Here is an 18,701-nt window from a genome sequence, read left to right as displayed (position 1 = left end):
CACCGAGAATTTACAGCATGGATAAACCAGTACTTAAAGATTCAATGCGACTCTTCGAACAACTTGGACGCGTTAAGTCTCGTTCAATGTTTGGCGGCTTCGGCATTTTTGTCGATGACACCATGTTTGCTTTGGTCGTAAACGATAAACTTCATATTCGCGCAGACGATCTATCAACCTCTCGCTTTAAAGAGCAAGGCTATGAGCCCTATATCTATAAAAAACGTGGGTTCCCTGTCGTCACAAAATACTTCGCATTACCTGACAATTGTTGGGAAAACCCTTCGCTTATTTTACGAGATGCTGCTGTCGCACTCGAAATCGCCAAACAAGAACGAGAAGTTCAAGCCCAAACGAAGCCAGAACGCCTAAAAGATCTCCCGAACCTTCGACTCGCCACCGAACGTATGCTTAAGAAAGCAGGAATAGAATCTGTAACGGATTTGCATACAAAGGGGGCTTTGGAAGCCTATAAAGCGATTCAGCAAACCCATTCTTCTTCAATCAGTCTTGAATTGCTATGGGCCCTTGAAGGTGCGATTGAAGGCAAGCATTGGTCGGTTATCCCACAATCTCGACGCGATGAATTAGCGAAAAGCCTTTAACCTCCGAGTAAATAAATATCTCGATTAAATAATCAAATACGCTCGTATCACCATGCGAGCGTTTTTTTTCATCCCGTTTTGAAATATAAATTCGACTTCCTCTGTCTTCTTCACTATATCTAGTAAAATATGTCGTTTTGAGGAATACCATGAATAAAAAACTTCTCTTAGGCTTGGCTTTATTTGCCTTTATTGTCTTTTTGATTGTAAATTTTGGCCACTATCTAACGTTAGATAATGCCAAAGCACAGCAAATGCTATTAAACGAATACATTAGCCAAAACGTGATCAGCGCTGCTTTGATCTATTTCTCACTCTATATTGTGCTCACGGCTTTCTCTATCCCAGGAGCGGCGGTCGTCACGTTACTGGGTGCTGCGCTGTTTGGTTTTTGGACTAGCTTACTGCTTGTCTCCTTTGCCAGCACCATAGGCGCAACTATCGCCTTTTTGAGTAGCCGTTTCTTACTGCGTGAATGGATTCAAACAAAATTTGGTCAAAAGCTGCAAACGATTAATCAAGGCGTTGCAAAAGATGGGGCATTTTATCTATTCTCACTGCGCTTAATTCCGGTTTTCCCTTTTTTCTTGATTAATTTATTGATGGGCCTAACACCCATATCAACCGCTCGCTTTTACCTGATTAGCCAACTCGGTATGCTGCCCGGCACTGCCGTTTATCTGAATGCTGGTACTCAACTAGCTGAAATTGAAAGCTTATCCGGTATTGTATCTCCTTCGGTTTTGCTTTCATTTGCTCTATTAGGTCTTTTTCCTATTCTCACCAAGTGGATTATGGCCAGATTGAACAAAAACCCAACATCCGCCTGAAGTGAATAATGATGAAAATTTGTGTTTCAAACCACCCGATAGAGGCATATATAGTTTGTCAGTATTTACAGCAATTCAATATTCGCTGTGAAGTGAGAGGCGATAACTTATACGGCTTAGGTGGAGAGCTCCCTTTTTCAGAAGAAACCTTGCCCTATATATGGCTGTTGGATGAAGCTCAAATCGCCGAGGCTCAAGCACAATTATTGGCCTATCAGATAGAAGAGATAAACGAAGAACCTAACTGGGTTTGTGGACAGTGCAACGAGGAAAATGGGCCGCAGTTTGCAGCCTGCTGGTACTGCGGTTGTTTAGATTCAGACTAACGAGTCTGATGCTGGCGGATGAACTCAATTGAGTGGTGGTTAAACATCTCAGATTGTTCAACATTACACACGTGGCCGCAATCTGGGATTTCTAATAACACACTTTGTCTATGCATTGCCACCATGTCTTTAACGGGTTGAATGAACATATAGTCTCTCTCTCCCATAAGATAAAGAGTGGGAATGGGCAGCTCTTTCTCTTTGAAACATTTCATCAGAGGATTGACTTCGGAAGTCAGCATAAACCAGCGTTTAAACTCTTTTTGGCACAGCTTCTTCGCTTCTCGAATAAAAAGATGCCGTGACTCTTTTTGGTTGCGTTGTGGCATCACAATGTAAGCAAACAGACGATAAAGCCACATGTAAGGAATGATGTGTTTACTCAAATTACCCAACTTTACGAGCACTTGAGAGCGCACATTCAAACGGGTTATCGCTCCGCCCAAAACCATAGAGCAAACTCGCCCAGTCGCTATTTCAGCAAGATTACGCACAATAATGGTGCCGAGTGACATTCCAACAAAATGGGCAGACTGAATTTTCAAATGATCGAGCACTTTGAGAATATCAAGAGTGACGGATTTAAACGTGTAACGATTTGCCATCAACTCTTTAAACAGTTGGTTTGACTTGCCATGACCTCGTAAATCAACTAATAACAGGTTGAAATGCTCACGGTACGCTTTGATTTGCTTAAACCAGATGGATGAACTTCCACCTGCACCATGCACAAAAACAACCCATTCATCACTGGTGGGATGCAGGTAGGTCTTATGGAAAAGTAGGCTATGAGACATACAAAACCGTTAATCAGCTTCAATTTGAGAAACGCAAGACTACCACAAAACGGGGGCTGAATAGCAAAAAATCATGCGGGCTCGTTCGGCTAAACAAGTAAGGCGCCAAAGCGCCTTACTTGTTATAAAAACATCAGTCATGAAACGCGAGATGATACATCTTGATGTACTCTTTCGCTGAATCCTGCCAGCTAAAATTTTGTCGCATCGCCCTCTGCTGAACCTCCAACATAGTTTCGGGATGTTGAAGATAAAACAGCATCGCTCGCTGCATTGCAATAAGCAGTGCTTCTGGAGAAGGATCATGAAAACCAAAGCCGGTCGCTTCTTCAGGAAACTTATCATAATCACGCACGGTGTCTTTTAAACCACCAACTTCACGAACGATGGGCAGCGTGCCATAAGCCATGCTGTAGATCTGATTCAAACCGCAAGCTTCAAATTCTGAAGGCATTAAGAAGAAATCAGAACCGGCTTCAACCAAATGTGCAAAACGATTGCTATAAGCTTCAACAAACGCAAATTTATCAGCATGCTTCGCCGCCATTTTATGTAGCTGAACAGCAACTTCAGGCTCTCCTGTGCCAACAATAATGAGCTGAGCATCATTGCGTAAGAACGACTCTAGTATAGGTAAAATGTAGTGGAAACCTTTTTGGTGGGTGAGTCGACAAACCATCCCAAACAAAGGCAAGTCACGCTGAGGTAATTGCAGCTCCTCTTGCAACATACGCTTACTCGCCCGTTTGCCCGCTTGAAGTGATTCAGCTTCATCACAGTAGCCAAGAGGAAGAAATTCATCGTTTTGTGGATCCCACTCGCTATAATCACACCCATTAACGATGCCGTGCAAATCTCTAGCTCGGTGAACAAAATCATCTACTAACCCATGAGAGCCAAGCGGTGTTAGCAGCTCGGAAGCATAATTAGGGCTAACGGCATTGATTTTGTCAGCAAAGGCAATCCCTGCTCTTAGCATACTGACGTGATCGTGTCCGTAGCGTAAAAATTCCATGCCAGATAAGTTCAATTCTGGGATGATCTCTAATTGATGATAAGAAAAAATACCTTTAAAAATCGCGTTGTGAACGGTCAATACGCTTTTAATATCAGAAAAATAAGCGTCATGCTGGTAACGCGTTTTCAACAAAAATGGAACCAACCCTGTATGCCAATCATTTGCATGGATAATCTGTGGTTTTTTACCGAGCTTAGGTAAAACATCTAGGCTAGCTGCTGAAAAGAAACCAAAACGCTCACCATTATCAGCATACGCTTGGTTATTCTCGCCATACATTTGTGCTCGGCCAAAATATTGTTCACATTCAATTAAGTACACGGCCACTCCATCTAGCTCCATCTGGCGGACCAGATATGAAGTATGAGGCCAATGGGTAAGCTCAGTTTCTAGCACAACAGGAGCATCTGAAATGCCCAATATAGAACGATAAGCAGGTAGCACAATAGCTACCTGATGACCTAACTCTTGCAGTGCTTTAGGCAGTGCTTTGGCCACATCGGCCAAACCACCACTTTTGATCAAACCTTGAGCTTCTGAAACGGTAAACCAAACATCGATTTTTTCCATTCTAGAATCCAACTTTTGTTCCTTTTGCGATAACAACGATGCCCTCATCAGAAACATGGAAACGTTGTCTATCGAGTTCTAAATCTTCACCAATGATAGTACCTGGTGCTATTTCGACATTTTTATCAATAATCGTACGCTTAATTGTACATCCTTCACCAATTTTAACATCACCGAGGATCACGGATTCACTCACTAAAGTGTTGGCTCCAATGTTACTGCGGTAACCTAGTACCGATTTATAAATCTTCGCACCTTGAATGTAGCTTCCGCCGGAGATCAAGCTGTCGGTGATCTGTACTTTACGATCGTGTGAATCAACAAAGGTTGCAGGTGGCAACGGTGGATAATAAGTGTGGAGAGGCCAGCTACGGTTATACAACGAAAAATCGGCATCATGCTCTAATAGATCCATGTGCGCTGCCCAGTAGGCCTCAATCGTACCAACATCACGCCAGTAAGTTGTGTCTTTTTCGCCTTTGATTTTATTGGTTGAAAAATCATAGACATAAACCTCTCCTTCCGGGAAAAGTTTAGGAATAATATCTTTGCCAAAATCATGGCTGGAATGATTATCTTCAGCATCACGACGCAGTTCTGCACAGAGTTTATCTGTATCGAATATATAGTTACCCATAGAAACAAGTGCAAGGTCTGGGTGCCCAGGGATCGCTTTAGGGTTGGAAGGTTTTTCTTCAAAACCGACCATTTTTCCGGCTTCATCAACTTCAATCACACCAAACTGAGACGCTTCTTTCAGCGGCATTCTCAGCGCAGAAACGGTCAGTTTTGCGTCTACACGTTTATGGAAATCGAGCATCTGGCGGATATCCATTTTATAGATATGATCAGAGCCAAAAATACATACTTGGTCGGGGGTAGAGAGTTCAATAAAACGAATATTCTGGTAGATAGCATCCGCAGTACCTTCGTACCAGCGCTTGCCATCACGCATCTGTGCGGGGATTGAATCGATAAACCGATCAGTGATGCCCGAAAGGTTCCAGCCTTTCTTCATATGTAAATACAACGATTGTGATTTAAATTGTGTAAGCACGTAGATACGCATCAAATCCGCGTTTACAAAATTATTCAAAGCAAAATCGATTAAACGATAACTGCCACCAAATGGCACTGCAGGTTTACTACGAGATTCCGTTAAAGGCATCAAGCGCGAGCCTTCGCCACCAGCAAGGATCATTCCTAAAACACCAGCCATTTTAATTCTCCTTATTTCATTCTTATATTTGCATTCCATACCTTAATTTACAGGGGATGTATGGATGCTATCCTTATTGACCACTTGCAGTGGGCTGTATGAAACTCCCTCACCACCCTAAATGCAATCGGTTGTTTATACGTTATCGAATTAAAGAAATAATACAATTTTAAATACGCTGTTCTGACTTGTCTGAACCCTTTAGTTTGCTAACTCCTAACCTAGCTCACATTTACAGCTCGGTGTAACATATAAACATAACAATGTATTAACTAATCATTTTTATTCACTTTATTGATGCATTCTTAATTTTATATACACTCTCTTTTTATTAAAAATACAACGAATTTATGACGCTATGTTTACTAGGTTAAAGACATAAGTATTAATTAAACCAAATATTTTGATTTCAGTTATTAAGTAGCATGAGCTGATAGCAAGGTGCTGACAGAATAGATTAGTTTTATGAGAATGGTTCTTAACATCCGACAATACCTCGTATCGCTTGTGGATAGTTCATCATTACTGTCTTACTCGACAAATGTCAAAATATTGGCGATAAATTCACTATGAATTATATGAATAATTGAACTTGCTCAAACTCCAGCCAAAAAAAAGTAGCCCGAAGGCTACCTTTTCGCATTGATCACATTAAAGGCTATTTTTTAGCGTTTTTACGCTTATCGGTAATTTCCCACCGCCCATTATCGAACAACGCCGTCCAACCTGAGGGTTTACCCTCTATCTCAGTGCGTACATAGTGTTCTTTTGACTTACGACTAAAGCGTACAACCGCCGCCACACCATCAGGATCATGTGCAGGCGCATCCGCTAAGTATTGATACTTTGGTGCTAGGCGCTCTTTAAAACGAGCCAATTCTTCAACCAATGGCGCACGTGTCTCGCGAGATTTCGGGAAATTGCTCGCCGCAAGAAACAGGCCTGAAGCGCCATCACGCAGTACAAAATACGCATCCGAGTTTTCACAAGGCAATTCAGGGAAATGGATAGGATCTTCTTTTGGTGGAGCAACTTCGCCGCTTCTTAAGATCTTACGCGTATTTTTACAGTCATCGCTGGTGCAATCCATGTACTTACCAAAACGGCCATTTTTCAGTACCATGTTTGACCCACACTTGTCACACTCGACAACTGGGCCATCATAGCCTCTAACTTTAAACTCACCGAATTCTACAACGTAACCTTCGCAGTTCGGATTGTTCCCGCACACATGCATTTTACGTGTGTCATCGATTAGGTACGCATCCATCGCCGTTTCACAGATAGGACAACGTTTTTTAGCGCGCAGTGCAGCTGTTTCAACATCTTCTTCCAAGACATTGATGACGCCTTCTTCGTCACCTAGGTTAATGGTGGTTTTACAACGCTCTTTAGGTGGCAGTGCATAACCAGAGCAACCGAGGAACACCCCTGTAGAGGCTGTACGAATTCCCATTGGACGTGAACATGTCGGACATTGAATGTCGGTCATCACGATGTGGTTGGGTTTCATACCACCTTGTTCTTCATCCAGTTCAGCCGTTTCTAAATCTGCAGTGAAATCTTTAAAGAAATCGTCCAAGACTCCTTTCCAATTTGCAGATCCTGCTGCAATTTGGTCCAGCTTTTCTTCCATTCGCGCGGTGAAGTCATAGTTCATCAAGTCATTGAAACTGTCATCCAGGCGATCAGTGACGATTTCACCCATTTTCTCAGCATAAAAACGTCGCTGATCCACTTTCACATAGCCGCGATCTTGAATGGTAGAGATGATAGATGCATACGTCGATGGTCGGCCTATACCACGCTTTTCAAGCTCTTTTACCAGCGCAGCTTCCGTATAACGTGCCGGTGGCTTAGTGAAATGTTGTTTTGGATCTAACGTTTGCAATAACAACGTTTCGCCCACTTTCACTGGAGGTAAAATTTGGTCTTCATTCTTACCCATTGGACGTTGAACTCGTGTCCAACCATCAAATTTAAGGATGCGACCTTTCGCCTTAAGGGTAAATTCTGCCGCTTTCACGCTCACAGTGGTCGAATCGTATTGAGCTGGCGTCATTTGGCAAGCAACAAACTGATTCCAGATTAGCGCGTATAGCTTATGAGCATCCGCTTCCATACCTTGTAAATCATCGGCTTTAACATCCACACTGGATGGACGAATCGCTTCGTGCGCTTCTTGAGCGCCCTGCTTACTTCCATAAGCTAACGGATTCTCAGGTAAGTAAGCTTGTCCAAACTCACTCCCAATATAGCTGCGAACCGCTTCGACCGCTTCAGCACTTAAGTTGGTTGAATCGGTACGCATATAAGTGATGTAACCCGCCTCATACAAGCGCTGAGCTAGCATCATCGTTTTCTTCACTCCGTAACCCAAGCGAGTACTGGCTGCTTGCTGTAACGTCGAGGTGATAAAAGGAGCGGAAGGTTTACTGCTGGTTGGGCGGTCTTCACGTTTACACACTTCGTAAGAAGCTTTTTCTAAAATCGAAACCGCTGATTTAGCTTCCGCTTCGTTGACAGGCTTAAACGCTACATCATTTTTTTGCGCGACCAACAGACGGAAATCCGTTTTATCTTGCGTTTTCGTATCAGCATGGATATCCCAGAACTCTTCAGGGACAAACGCGTTAATTTCACGCTCACGCTCAACAAGTAATTTCACCGCCACCGATTGGACGCGACCCGCAGACAAGCCACGCGCCACTTTTTTCCAAAGTAATGGAGAGACCATAAAACCCACCACACGGTCCATGAAACGGCGCGCTTGTTGGGCGTTTACACCGTCGATATTCAATTCACCCGGCGTTTGGAAGGCCTGTTGGATTGCATTTTTAGTAATTTCGTTAAATACAACTCGTTTGTATCGCTGTTCATCGCCACCGATGATCTCACGAAGGTGCCAAGCGATGGCCTCTCCTTCGCGGTCCAAATCGGTTGCGAGATAAATGCAGTCGGCATCTTTGGCAAGCTTTTGCAATTCCGCCACTACTTTTTCTTTACCCGGCAAAATTTGGTAATTCGCTTCCCAGCCGTGATAAGGGTCGATGCCCATCTTCTTAATTAACGAACTGCGGTCTTTCTCGCTTTTCAAGCGTGCTTTCTCTTCAGCGCTAAGGTTCTTTGAAGAAGAACTAGGCGTTGCTTTTTTAGCGGTACTTTGACCTGCGGTTGGAAGATCACGAACATGCCCTACGCTCGACTTAACAATAAAATCTTTACCAAGATATTTATTGATCGTTTTAGCCTTGGCTGGCGATTCCACTATAACGAGTGATTTACCCATAATTGACTCAAATGCCCTTAATCATTACGCGAAAGTAAATCGCATGACGTTCTAAATTATTGCTTCTTTTTTTACTATCGAGCCAGTTAACAAGAAGATCAACATGTTTTTTAAAAATAAAATTCAACCACTCAATAATTGGTCAAAATGCAACCAGAGCTCAGTGGCCTATTCTCCGCCAGCTTTCCAACCTAAATTGAGAAGTTTAAAATCGAATCCTGTGGTACTTGTGAGCTTGACTTTCATTGCTGCAGCACTCTACTAAACCTGCTTTGGCGCTCATACTAAAGTGAGTATTATCAGTTCGCGAAATAAATCCAATGAAATATGCCGTAAGTCACACATTCTCATTGCATAAAAAATCGGCTTTCTTGACTAAGCTTAGACATGACTTCTCTCTTTGGTCAAAGCTTGAGAATCCACTCCATCGAATTTTGCGCCGAATTCTATTTGAAATCATTGAAATTACCTACCCTTTTACGGCACTATCCTCGCACATCTACTCATAGGACCGTAAAAGATGAGCGAAAAACAATCTATTACTGAATTTGATTTGTTACTTATTGCAAACCAAATCATTCAAGAGCATGACGCTTATATCGTTGGCATGCGCGCCGATAGCGTTGAAGAAAAAGAGGATGTATTAGTTTTTAAAGGCAACTACTTTTTAGACGACAAGGGGCTGCCAACACCTAATACCACTGCGGTATTTAACATGTTCAAGTACCTTGCCTTGCATTTATCAAAGCAATTTACTCTCGTTCAATCGTAATTCTTGATGAAAAAAAGCCTCATTCGAGGCTTTTCATTATTGGGTTTAAACGCTCAATGCCTAGTGGCTTAGTTGCGCAAGCTTTTCAAAATAATCAGGAAACGTTTTCGAAGTACATTTAGGATCATTAATCGTCACTGCGGTATCGCTCAGTGCAACCAGCGAAAAACACATCGCCATTCGATGATCGTCATAAGTGTCGATTGCCGCATGCTGTAATGACGTTGGTGGTGTGATGATAATGTAATCATCCCCTTCCTCAACCTCTGCACCCACTTTACGCAGCTCCGTCGCCATTGCGGCTAAACGATCAGTTTCTTTAACACGCCAATTATATACGTTGCGAATGGCTGTGGTGCCTTTGGCAAATAATGCGGTCGTCGCAATGGTCATAGCCGCATCAGGAATGTGATTAAAATCGAGATCAACCGCATTAAGCTCTCCACGACGAGCGATGACATAATCATTCCCCCATTCGATGACTGCGCCCATTTTTTCTAGCGCATCGGCAAATTGAATATCTCCTTGGATACTGTTTTTACCAATACCAGTAACTTTTACTTCGCCACCTTTGATAGCCGCCGCCGCGAGGAAGTAAGAAGCAGAGGATGCATCTCCTTCCACCAAAAACTGCCCAGGAGAAACATACGATTGCCCAGCTGGGATCACAAATTGAGTGTAGTTATGGTTGATCACTTTTACACCAAACTGCGCCATGATGTGTAACGTGATGTCAATGTAGGGCTTTGAGACCAAGTCACCGACGATGTTGATCGTCATTTCACCATCAGACAGTGGTGCAGCCATTAAAAAGGCGGTCAAAAATTGACTCGAGATTGAACCGTCAATCGCCACGGTTCCAGCTTTAAGGCCGGTTGCCGTAATTTTTAACGGCGGGAAGTCTTCGTTTTCAAGGTACTCAATATCAGCGCCCGCTTCACGTAACGCCGTAACGAGATGACCGATTGGACGCTCTTTCATCCTCGGCTCACCAGTCAAAATGAATTCACCCTGTCCAAGAACTAATGCTGCCGCAAGTGGACGCATTGCCGTCCCTGCATTACCTAAAAACAGCTCAACAGATTGCTCTATGCTAAAAGGCCGACCCAAACCTTTTATCTCACACACCGTTTTGTCGTCTGACAAACGATACTCCACACCAAGTTTTGCTAGTGCGTTGAGCATGTGGCGAATGTCGTCACTGTCTAACAAGTTCGTTAGCTTAGTCGTACCACTTGCCAGAGCGGCAAGCAGTAGCGCTCGGTTTGAGACACTTTTGGAACCGGGTAAATTGACTTGCCCATTAATTTTTTTTATTGGTTGTAACGTGAGGCTTTCCATTCGAGTTGTGTTTCCTTGCATCTTCCAAAGAGCTCCTGTTTGCTCTGGGAAAATGAAAATTCTTCGTACTTGCAGCCTATCTAAAAATAAAAGCGAACTCCAGTACAAATATGGCCTGATAGTAATGATTGGCAAACTATTGAAAAATCCCTACTATCCTCATTCCGTGGCCTTATCTTGATGGTTAACCCAGATCGGATCGAACATGACTATTTACCTTCCTCAACTTGCGCTTGATGATTTCTCTTTTCCTTCCGCTGATGAGGCGCTAGAAGAGCCAAATGGACTGCTCGCGTTTGGTGGAGATTTACAACCAGAACGTATTTATAATGCTTATCGACACGGAATTTTTCCTTGGTATGGCCCACAAGAGCCTATTCTTTGGTGGAGCCCCGCTCCGCGAGCTGTGTTTAACCCACAAACTTTTTCTCCAGCTAAAAGCGTTAAAAAATTCCAGCGAAAACATCAATATAAAATAAGCCTTAACCATGCAACTAAAGAGGTAATTACAAGTTGCGCCAACGTAAGACCCGCAGATCAAACTTGGCTAAATGAAGAGATGCGCAGCGCCTACCTCGCCCTTGCGGCTTCAGGCCATTGTCATTCGGTTGAGGTGTGGCAAGAAGATAAATTGATCGGCGGACTCTATGGCATACAAATGGGCCAAATGTTTTGCGGTGAGTCGATGTTTAGTATCAAAGCCAATGCATCAAAAATTGCGCTTTGGTATTTTTGCCAGCATTTTCAATCACACGGTGGACAGTTGATTGATTGTCAGGTGATGAATCCGCATCTGGCATCATTGGGAGCTTTCGAATTAGAGCGCGACGATTTTCTCAAATCCTTGCTATCTTTTAGAGATAGCTCTGTCGATGAGCGCTGCTTTACACCCCAGTGGATCACCTTGCCTAATGAAGGATAACCATGAGCTCAGATTTACAGCAAATACGCATCGGTTTAACCAATAACCACCCTTGTAGCTATTTAAAAGATAGGCAAGAACGTGTCGCTGTGACTTTAGACTCCGCCATGCAATCGCCTGAGAATTATGAAATTCTACTCGCAAATGGTTTTCGACGCAGTGGGGATACCATTTACAAACCTCACTGTGACAATTGCAACTCCTGCCAAGCATTGCGTGTTTTTGTTGACCAAGTCAAGCTATCAACCAGCCAAAAGCGGTTACTCAAAAAGGCACACGCTTTTCAGTGGCAGCTGAAACCGACCATGGATTCGGGTTGGTTTGCACTCTATGCCCGCTATATTGAAGCGCGACATAAAGAGGGCAGCATGTACCCTCCCAACGAGCAGGAGTTTGAAACCTTTTCCGCTTGTCGTTGGCTAGATACTCAATACCTGCATATTTATCAAAACGGACAACTGGTCACGATTGCGGTGACGGATATTTTACAAAACAGTGCCAGCGCCTTTTATACCTTTTATGATCCAGAGTCAGATCTGTCACTCGGGACACTTGGCGTTTTATTTCAACTGCAATATTGCCAAGCCACACAGAAACAATGGTTATATTTGGGTTATCAAATTGATGAATGCCCAGCAATGAACTACAAAGTACGCTTTGAGCGCCATCAAAAGCTAGTAAATCAACGTTGGCAAGGGTAGAATACGCCCCAACTTTACATATTTATCTTTTAGCGGCAGAATGCGTCCGTTAAAAATCGCCAAGTTTCTAAAGAGGATTAAATGGCTAAAGAAGACGTAATTGAGATGCAAGGCACTGTCCTTGATACTCTTCCAAACACAATGTTCCGTGTTGAGCTAGAAAACGGCCACGTAGTAACAGCTCACATCTCTGGTAAAATGCGTAAGAACTACATTCGTATTCTTACTGGTGACAAAGTAACTGTAGAGATGACTCCATACGACCTAACTAAAGGCCGCATCGTCTTCCGTGCTCGTTAATCTCTGATTTTCGAACGCAACAAAAAACGGAGCTAAATGCTCCGTTTTTTGTTACTTATAGAACTGGATTAAATGCAATGCATAGAAGAAAGCACGCCTCAGCGTGCTTTTGTTATTAGGTGATAAGCATCGGGATTACCGATTAGTGAACCGCTTCTTCACGAGAACCAATGTACTTAAACTTAAGCTCTTCACCATCTAAATCCACTTTCACTGTGCCACCATCGACCAACGAGCCAAACAACAACTCATTCGCTAATGGCTTTTTCAGCTTATCCTGAATCACGCGGCCCATAGGACGAGCGCCCATCTCAATATCGTAGCCTTTCACAGCAAGCCAATGACGAGCATCCTCAGAAACCTCTAGCGATACACCTCTCGCATCGAGTTGAGCTTGTAGTTCAACAATAAACTTATCAACCACTTGATGGATTACACGCTCATCCAAACGATTAAACCAGATGATGTTATCTAAACGGTTACGAAATTCGGGTGTGAATACTTTCTTAATCTCCGACATCGCATCAAAACTATTGTCTTGTTGGATAAGACCAATCGATTTTTTCACTGTCTCTGCAACACCTGCGTTGGTTGTCATCACCAAAATGATGTTACGGAAATCCGCTTTTCGTCCATTGTTGTCCGTTAAAGTGCCGTTATCCATGACTTGAAGTAGCAAGTTGAAAATATCAGGGTGCGCTTTCTCAATCTCATCAAGTAGCACCACTGAATGTGGATGTTTAATCACAGCATCAGTTAGCAAGCCACCTTGGTCATACCCAACATAACCAGGAGGAGCACCAATTAAACGACTCACTGAATGGCGTTCACCATATTCAGACATATCAAAACGCAGCAGCTCAATGCCAAGTAGCTTCGATAACTGAACGGTCACTTCCGTTTTACCCACACCCGTTGGGCCAGCAAACAAGAATGATCCCACCGGTTTATTATCGGCACCTAAGCCAGCGCGTGAGAGTTTGATCGCCTCACTCAATACATCGATAGCGTCATCTTGTCCAAATACCAACATTTTCATTTTTCTATCAAGGTGTTGCAAAATGTCTTTATCGGAAGAAGAGACCGATTTTTCTGGAATACGCGCCATTTTAGCAACCATCGCTTCAATATCGGCCACTCCAACGGTTTTCTTGCGGCGACTTGCAGGTGCCAACCTTGAACGCGCACCCGCTTCATCAATCACATCAATCGCTTTATCTGGCAAATGACGTTCATTGATGTATTTTGCCGAAAGCTCTACGGCCGCACGTAACGCTTTATTGGTGTAACGTACATCATGGTGCGCTTCATATTTTGTTTTCAGGCCCATAAGTATCTTAGTAGTGTCATCCAACGATGGCTCAACCACATCGATTTTTTGAAAACGGCGAGCCAGCGCGCGCTCTTTTTCAAAGATGTTGTTGTACTCTTGATAAGTTGTTGAACCGAGGCAACGCAATTTGCCACTACTAAGCAGCGGTTTGATTAAGTTAGCCGCATCAACTTGGCCACCAGAAGCCGCACCCGCACCGATGATGGTATGAATTTCATCAATAAATAGAATCGCGTCTTGCTCTTTTTCAAGCTGTTTCAAAATGGTTTTAAAACGCTTTTCAAAATCGCCACGGTACTTGGTTCCGGCGAGCAATGAGCCGATATCCAGTGAATAAATAACGCTATTTTGAATGATTTCAGGCACTTGGCCTTCCACAATGCGCCACGCCAGCCCTTCCGCAATCGCCGTTTTACCGACTCCCGCTTCTCCCACTAACAGCGGATTATTTTTACGGCGACGACACAACACTTGAATGGTTCGTTCTAGCTCTTTATCACGCCCAATTAGCGGATCAATCAACCCTTGCTTTGCCAATTGGTTGAGGTTGCTGGCAAAGCTTTCCAAACGTTCATCAGAACTGACTTCATCAGCTGATTCGCTGCTAAAAGAGTCGGAAGAGGCTGAATTATCACTTGCGCTGGAAGCTTTAGTGATGCCGTGCGAAATGTAGTTGACGATATCCAAGCGACTGATGTCATTTTTTTTCAGTAGGTAAGCCGCATGTGACTCCTGCTCACTAAAGATTGCAACCAGTACATTCGCCCCGGTGACTTCATTGCGGCCAGAGGATTGCACATGAAACACAGCACGTTGCAGCACACGTTGAAAACTCAATGTAGGTTGCGTTTCACGTGTTTCGTCACTTTCAGGAATAAGAGGTGTGGTTTGATCAATAAAAACATCAAGCTCTTGGCGTAAGGCATCCAAATCCGCTTGGCAGGCTAATAAGGCCTCTCTGGCTGCATCATTTTCCAATAACGCAAGTAGGAGGTGCTCGACGGTCATGAATTCATGTCTTTTGTCTCGCGCTCGAGCGAACGCGCCGTTTAGACTCGACTCTAGTTCTTTATTAAGCATAAGTACCTCCTTAAGGAACCACTTTGTTGCTCCAGCAAGCGACTACGCTTGCTCCATAGTACAAAGCAGTGGATGCTCATTTTCCCTTGAGTACAAAGTAACTTGAGCTACTTTGGTCTCTGCAATCTCAGCACTGAACGTGCCACAAATTGCTTTCCCTTCATAATGCACCTTGAGCATTATCTGTGTTGCTTTGTCGATATCCATCGAGAAAAATCGCTCAAGGATTTCAATCACAAACTCCATCGGCGTGTAGTCATCGTTATTAAGAACTACGTTGTACATCGCTGGTGGTTTAATTGCTGTCTTCTCTTTCTCCAGAAGATCTGAGTCTGGAGTCACCCATTCAAAATGTTTACTCATGATGACCGTATTTAGAGTGCTTCTCTACCTAGTGGAACCGTGTGCCTCTCAGTAACCATTGTGTCGTTGGAATCTATTAATGTTATTAGTGCTACCGACACAGTTGAAAAACAACCCTTACTTAGAGACTAATGCAGCAATTGTATCGCTGCAAATAAAACATTGCTATTCCGAACTATCAACGGCGTAGTTGATTAAAAAGAAAACAAAAGCAACTGCTTTCTTTAACTATTTCATTCTTAACGCCCTATTTAATCGTTACAACAATGTAAACCTGAAAAGTGATTTATTTGCAAATATGTCGAGTATCATACCTTTTGCCTATTGACTGCGCCGAATCATTGACTACATTGGTCAATTAGTGACTAAAAATTTGGCAGCGGCTGAATTGATATTCACATTCGGGTAACGTTTTTAGGATAAGTTTCTCGATAACAACATCAGTAACTAAAATGCAATGAGGGATGTAAAGCATGGCTACAGGTACAGTAAAATGGTTTAACAACGCCAAAGGATTTGGGTTTATTTGTCCAGAAGGTGAGGATACCGATATTTTTGCTCACTATTCAACCATTCAAATGGAAGGCTACCGCACACTCAAAGCGGGCCAACAAGTTTCCTACGAGATTGAACAGGGGCCGAAAGGTTATCACGCTAGCGCTGTTGTTCCAATCGAAGGTCAACTTGCAAAATAATCGCTGCCAAACGTGTATTTGATGAAAAACCCGCCGAACTGGCGGGTTTTTTTATTGCTTAGAGGTGAATAACTGAAGGTTAAGCGCCAATGATCGCGTTCAAGGTTTGGCTTGGACGCATTAGTGCTGATGCTTTTTCAAACACTGGCGCATAGTAACCACCCAAATCACCCGGAGTACCTTGTGCCTGATTCAGCTCAGAGACGATAACCTGTTCATTTTCTTGTAGCTGCTTCGCAATCGGTGCGAATTCCGCCGCTAAATCAGCATCCGCCGTCTGCTCTGCTAAGGCCTCAGCCCAATAGGTTGCAAGATAGTAGTGACTGCCACGGTTATCAAGCTCACCAACTCTGCGCGATGGTGATTTATTGAGATCAAGGAACTTACCTGTGGCTTTATCAAGCGCATCGGCTAGTACTTTCGCTTTCGCATTTCCAGTGACAACACTCAAATGTTCCAAAGACGCCGCCAGCGCCAAAAATTCGCCTAACGAATCCCAACGCAAGTGGTTTTCTTTCTCAACCTGCTGAACGTGTTTTGGCGCAGAGCCACCAGCACCTGTTTCAAACAAGCCACCGCCATTCATCAAGGGAACAATCGACAACATTTTAGCCGAAGTACCGAGCTCAAGAATGGGGAATAGATCCGTGAGGTAATCACGCAGTACGTTACCCGTAACTGAGATGGTATCTTTACCCGCTTTGAGACGCTCAAGTGTGAACAGAGTCGCTTCAACGGGTGATAGGATCTGAATATCTAAGCCAGCCGTATCATGATCAGCAAGGTAGACGTTGACTTTTTTGATCAATTCACGGTCATGCGCACGCTGATCGTCTAACCAGAAAATCGCAGGAACACCAGTAGCTCTGGCACGAGTCACGGCCAGTTTCACCCAGTCTTGGATCGGTGCATCTTTCACTTGGCACATGCGGAAAATATCACCAGCTTCAACAGCTTGCTCTAGCAATACTTTGCCGGAGGTATCCACAACACGTACCGAACCCGCTGCATCGAGGATAAAGGTTTTATCGTGCGATCCATATTCTTCAGCTTTTTGCGCCATAAGGCCCACGTTTGGCACACTGCCCATCGTGGTGGGATCAAATGCGCCGTGCTTTTTACAAAAATCAATCACCGCTTGATAAACGCCAGCGTAGCAGCGATCTGGGATCAGTGCTTTGGTGTCTTGTTGCTTGCCATCTGGCCCCCACATTTGACCAGAAGCGCGCAGCATTGCTGGCATTGACGCATCAACAATGATATCGCTTGGGACATGTAGGTTAGTAATACCTCGGTCAGAATCGACCATAGCAAGCGGTGGCTGCGTGTTATAAACCGCTTGAATCGCGGCTTCAATTTCTTCTTTCTGTGCTTGTGGCAATGCTTGTATTTTCGCGTAAACATCGCCTAGGCCATTGTTGACATCAATACCTAATGAGTCAAACAACGCACCATACTTCGCAAATACGTCTTTGTAGTACACTTTAACGGCATGGCCGAAAATGACTGGGTCAGACACTTTCATCATGGTTGCTTTCATGTGCAAGGAAAGCAGCACATCTTGCTGTTTCGCTGCTGCGATTTGTTGCTCGAAAAACTCAACTAACGCTTTTTTGCTTAGAACTGAAGCATCGATAATTTCTTTATCAAGCAGCGCAAACTCTTTCTTTAAGACTTTAGTCGAGCCATCATGGCCGACAAACTCAATTTTGACCTTAGTGTCACCTTCAATGGTGACTGACTTTTCTGTTCCATAGAAATCTTTGTCTTGCATGCTGGCAACATGTGAACGGGATTGCGGTGACCATGCGCCCATTGAATGTGGGTTTTTCTTCGCATAATTCTTGACTGATAATGGTGCGCGGCGATCGGAGTTTCCTTCACGCAACACAGGGTTAACCGCACTACCTTTGATTTTATCGTAAGTCGCTTTAATCGCTTCTTCTTCGTAGGCACTTGGTTCTTCAGGATAATTTGGTAGGTCGTAACCTTTTTCCTGCAACTCTTTAATCGCGGCTTTCAATTGTGGAACCGATGCAGAAACGTTAGGCAGTTTAATAATATTCGCTTCTGGTTTGGTCGCCAGTTCACCTAATTCGGCAAGCGCATCACTTACACGTTGATTTTCTTTTAAATGTTCTGGGAAGCTGGCAAGGATACGCGCAGCCAGTGAAATATCGCGGGTTTCAACGCTAATGCCTGACGAGGCGGTAAAGGATTGGATAATCGGCAATAAAGAATAAGTGGCCAGTGCTGGTGCTTCGTCTGTGATGGTATAAATAATTGTAGGTTTTTCTGTAGGCATGAAAAATTTCCCTATTTGTTCTAGCAGCACCATTGGATGAAACAGCGCTGTGTGATTGTCCGTGTCAAGTGGGTTAGCATCCTCGCGACTTGAACACGATAGCGTCACTCTTTCAAAAACTGAATCGAATGTCGTTGAGCGTTATCCGATTTTAGTCATTGAGTGAAAATACGTATACACCCAAACCCTTTATTGATACTGAATCCAAATAGCATGGGTTGAGTATAATTAAACA

The 18,701-nt window shown here is 43.6% G+C and carries 16 protein-coding genes; 8 read left to right on the top strand and 8 right to left on the bottom strand.

The window, feature by feature from the left end; all coding sequences use genetic code 11:
• The first annotated feature begins 17 nt into the window (after positions 1 to 17).
• From EXZ60_RS02845 to EXZ60_RS02835, 3 genes are all read left to right on the top strand, one after another.
• Complete coding sequence (locus EXZ60_RS02845) at positions 18 to 605, top strand: TfoX/Sxy family DNA transformation protein (RefSeq protein WP_013857073.1); 588 nt, start codon at positions 18 to 20, stop codon at positions 603 to 605.
• 149 nt (positions 606 to 754) lie between these two features.
• Positions 755 to 1,435, top strand: a complete 681-nt coding sequence (locus tag EXZ60_RS02840) for a TVP38/TMEM64 family protein (RefSeq protein ID WP_026028026.1) — start codon at positions 755 to 757, stop codon at positions 1,433 to 1,435.
• An 8-nt stretch (positions 1,436 to 1,443) separates the two neighbouring features.
• Positions 1,444 to 1,761: a DUF2007 domain-containing protein gene (locus EXZ60_RS02835; protein WP_081244899.1), complete on the top strand. Its 318-nt coding sequence runs from the start codon at positions 1,444 to 1,446 to the stop codon at positions 1,759 to 1,761.
• Here EXZ60_RS02835 and EXZ60_RS02830 read toward each other — a convergent pair.
• The 4 genes from EXZ60_RS02830 to topA form a co-directional block, all read right to left on the bottom strand.
• Positions 1,758 to 2,558: an alpha/beta hydrolase gene (locus EXZ60_RS02830; protein ID WP_019282196.1), complete on the bottom strand. Its 801-nt coding sequence runs from the start codon at positions 2,556 to 2,558 to the stop codon at positions 1,758 to 1,760. The two genes, EXZ60_RS02835 and EXZ60_RS02830, sit on opposite strands and share 4 nt — an antisense overlap.
• A gap of 133 nt (positions 2,559 to 2,691) precedes the next feature.
• Complete coding sequence (gene glgA, locus EXZ60_RS02825) at positions 2,692 to 4,146, bottom strand: glycogen synthase GlgA (RefSeq protein WP_019282197.1); 1,455 nt, start codon at positions 4,144 to 4,146, stop codon at positions 2,692 to 2,694.
• Between the two features lies 1 nt (position 4,147).
• Positions 4,148 to 5,365, bottom strand: coding sequence for a glucose-1-phosphate adenylyltransferase (gene glgC, locus EXZ60_RS02820; RefSeq protein WP_096036297.1), 1,218 nt, complete (start codon positions 5,363 to 5,365; stop codon positions 4,148 to 4,150).
• 658 nt (positions 5,366 to 6,023) lie between these two features.
• The gene (gene topA / locus EXZ60_RS02815; RefSeq protein WP_277435253.1) at positions 6,024 to 8,654 is read right to left on the bottom strand and encodes a type I DNA topoisomerase; all 2,631 of its coding nucleotides are present in this window, start codon (positions 8,652 to 8,654) and stop codon (positions 6,024 to 6,026) included.
• Between the two features lie 520 nt (positions 8,655 to 9,174).
• On the opposite strand from topA, the gene EXZ60_RS02810 reads away from it, so the two are divergent.
• Positions 9,175 to 9,426 carry a YciN family protein gene (locus EXZ60_RS02810; protein ID WP_013857082.1) on the top strand — a complete coding sequence of 84 codons (252 nt, stop codon included), beginning with the start codon at positions 9,175 to 9,177 and terminating at the stop codon, positions 9,424 to 9,426.
• A gap of 60 nt (positions 9,427 to 9,486) precedes the next feature.
• On the opposite strand, the gene aroA is transcribed toward EXZ60_RS02810, so the two are convergent.
• Positions 9,487 to 10,767 carry a 3-phosphoshikimate 1-carboxyvinyltransferase gene (aroA, locus tag EXZ60_RS02805; protein WP_277435252.1) on the bottom strand — a complete coding sequence of 427 codons (1,281 nt, stop codon included), beginning with the start codon at positions 10,765 to 10,767 and terminating at the stop codon, positions 9,487 to 9,489.
• A 205-nt stretch (positions 10,768 to 10,972) separates the two neighbouring features.
• Here aroA and aat point away from each other — a divergent pair, with 205 nt between their 5' ends.
• From aat to infA, 3 genes are all read left to right on the top strand, one after another.
• On the top strand, positions 10,973 to 11,689 hold the full coding sequence (aat, locus tag EXZ60_RS02800) for a leucyl/phenylalanyl-tRNA--protein transferase (protein ID WP_277435251.1): 717 nt from the start codon (positions 10,973 to 10,975) through the stop codon (positions 11,687 to 11,689).
• Positions 11,690 to 11,691: 2 nt separating this feature from the next.
• Positions 11,692 to 12,390 (top strand): arginyltransferase, encoded by a 699-nt coding sequence (locus tag EXZ60_RS02795; protein WP_277435250.1) that lies wholly within the window; start codon positions 11,692 to 11,694, stop codon positions 12,388 to 12,390.
• Between the two features lie 81 nt (positions 12,391 to 12,471).
• Complete coding sequence (gene infA, locus EXZ60_RS02790) at positions 12,472 to 12,690, top strand: translation initiation factor IF-1 (protein ID WP_006075347.1); 219 nt, start codon at positions 12,472 to 12,474, stop codon at positions 12,688 to 12,690.
• Between the two features lie 142 nt (positions 12,691 to 12,832).
• On the opposite strand, the gene clpA is transcribed toward infA, so the two are convergent.
• Together clpA and clpS are read right to left on the bottom strand one after the other, a co-directional pair.
• On the bottom strand, positions 12,833 to 15,103 hold the full coding sequence (gene clpA / locus EXZ60_RS02785; protein ID WP_277435249.1) for an ATP-dependent Clp protease ATP-binding subunit ClpA: 2,271 nt from the start codon (positions 15,101 to 15,103) through the stop codon (positions 12,833 to 12,835).
• A 42-nt stretch (positions 15,104 to 15,145) separates the two neighbouring features.
• A complete protein-coding gene (clpS, locus tag EXZ60_RS02780; protein WP_010319243.1) occupies positions 15,146 to 15,466 on the bottom strand; it encodes an ATP-dependent Clp protease adapter ClpS in 321 nt (106 codons plus the stop codon).
• A gap of 473 nt (positions 15,467 to 15,939) precedes the next feature.
• Here clpS and cspD point away from each other — a divergent pair, with 473 nt between their 5' ends.
• On the top strand, positions 15,940 to 16,161 hold the full coding sequence (cspD, locus tag EXZ60_RS02775) for a cold shock domain-containing protein CspD (RefSeq protein WP_013857087.1): 222 nt from the start codon (positions 15,940 to 15,942) through the stop codon (positions 16,159 to 16,161).
• Positions 16,162 to 16,240: 79 nt separating this feature from the next.
• Here cspD and EXZ60_RS02770 read toward each other — a convergent pair whose 3' ends face one another.
• The gene (locus EXZ60_RS02770; protein WP_277435248.1) at positions 16,241 to 18,466 is read right to left on the bottom strand and encodes an NADP-dependent isocitrate dehydrogenase; all 2,226 of its coding nucleotides are present in this window, start codon (positions 18,464 to 18,466) and stop codon (positions 16,241 to 16,243) included.
• Between the last annotated feature and the right edge of the window lie 235 nt (positions 18,467 to 18,701).

It is taken from the genome of Vibrio sp. 1151_11 (assembly GCF_029478525.1).
GTDB classification, from domain to species: domain Bacteria; phylum Pseudomonadota; class Gammaproteobacteria; order Enterobacterales; family Vibrionaceae; genus Vibrio; species Vibrio anguillarum.
This window is presented reverse-complemented; position numbering and strand designations above follow the sequence as displayed.

Coding starts and splice junctions, on each gene's coding strand:
- clpS (WP_010319243.1), bottom strand. CDS start 15,466: ATGAGTAAACATTTTGAATGGGTGACTCCAGACTCAGATCTTCTGGAG.
- EXZ60_RS02835 (WP_081244899.1), top strand. CDS start 1,444: ATGATGAAAATTTGTGTTTCAAACCACCCGATAGAGGCATATATAGTT.
- EXZ60_RS02840 (WP_026028026.1), top strand. CDS start 755: ATGAATAAAAAACTTCTCTTAGGCTTGGCTTTATTTGCCTTTATTGTC.
- glgC (WP_096036297.1), bottom strand. CDS start 5,365: ATGGCTGGTGTTTTAGGAATGATCCTTGCTGGTGGCGAAGGCTCGCGC.
- glgA (WP_019282197.1), bottom strand. CDS start 4,146: ATGGAAAAAATCGATGTTTGGTTTACCGTTTCAGAAGCTCAAGGTTTG.
- EXZ60_RS02810 (WP_013857082.1), top strand. CDS start 9,175: ATGAGCGAAAAACAATCTATTACTGAATTTGATTTGTTACTTATTGCA.
- EXZ60_RS02770 (WP_277435248.1), bottom strand. CDS start 18,466: ATGCCTACAGAAAAACCTACAATTATTTATACCATCACAGACGAAGCA.
- topA (WP_277435253.1), bottom strand. CDS start 8,654: ATGGGTAAATCACTCGTTATAGTGGAATCGCCAGCCAAGGCTAAAACG.
- infA (WP_006075347.1), top strand. CDS start 12,472: ATGGCTAAAGAAGACGTAATTGAGATGCAAGGCACTGTCCTTGATACT.
- aroA (WP_277435252.1), bottom strand. CDS start 10,767: ATGGAAAGCCTCACGTTACAACCAATAAAAAAAATTAATGGGCAAGTC.
- EXZ60_RS02830 (WP_019282196.1), bottom strand. CDS start 2,558: ATGTCTCATAGCCTACTTTTCCATAAGACCTACCTGCATCCCACCAGT.
- clpA (WP_277435249.1), bottom strand. CDS start 15,103: ATGCTTAATAAAGAACTAGAGTCGAGTCTAAACGGCGCGTTCGCTCGA.
- EXZ60_RS02845 (WP_013857073.1), top strand. CDS start 18: ATGGATAAACCAGTACTTAAAGATTCAATGCGACTCTTCGAACAACTT.
- cspD (WP_013857087.1), top strand. CDS start 15,940: ATGGCTACAGGTACAGTAAAATGGTTTAACAACGCCAAAGGATTTGGG.
- EXZ60_RS02795 (WP_277435250.1), top strand. CDS start 11,692: ATGAGCTCAGATTTACAGCAAATACGCATCGGTTTAACCAATAACCAC.
- aat (WP_277435251.1), top strand. CDS start 10,973: ATGACTATTTACCTTCCTCAACTTGCGCTTGATGATTTCTCTTTTCCT.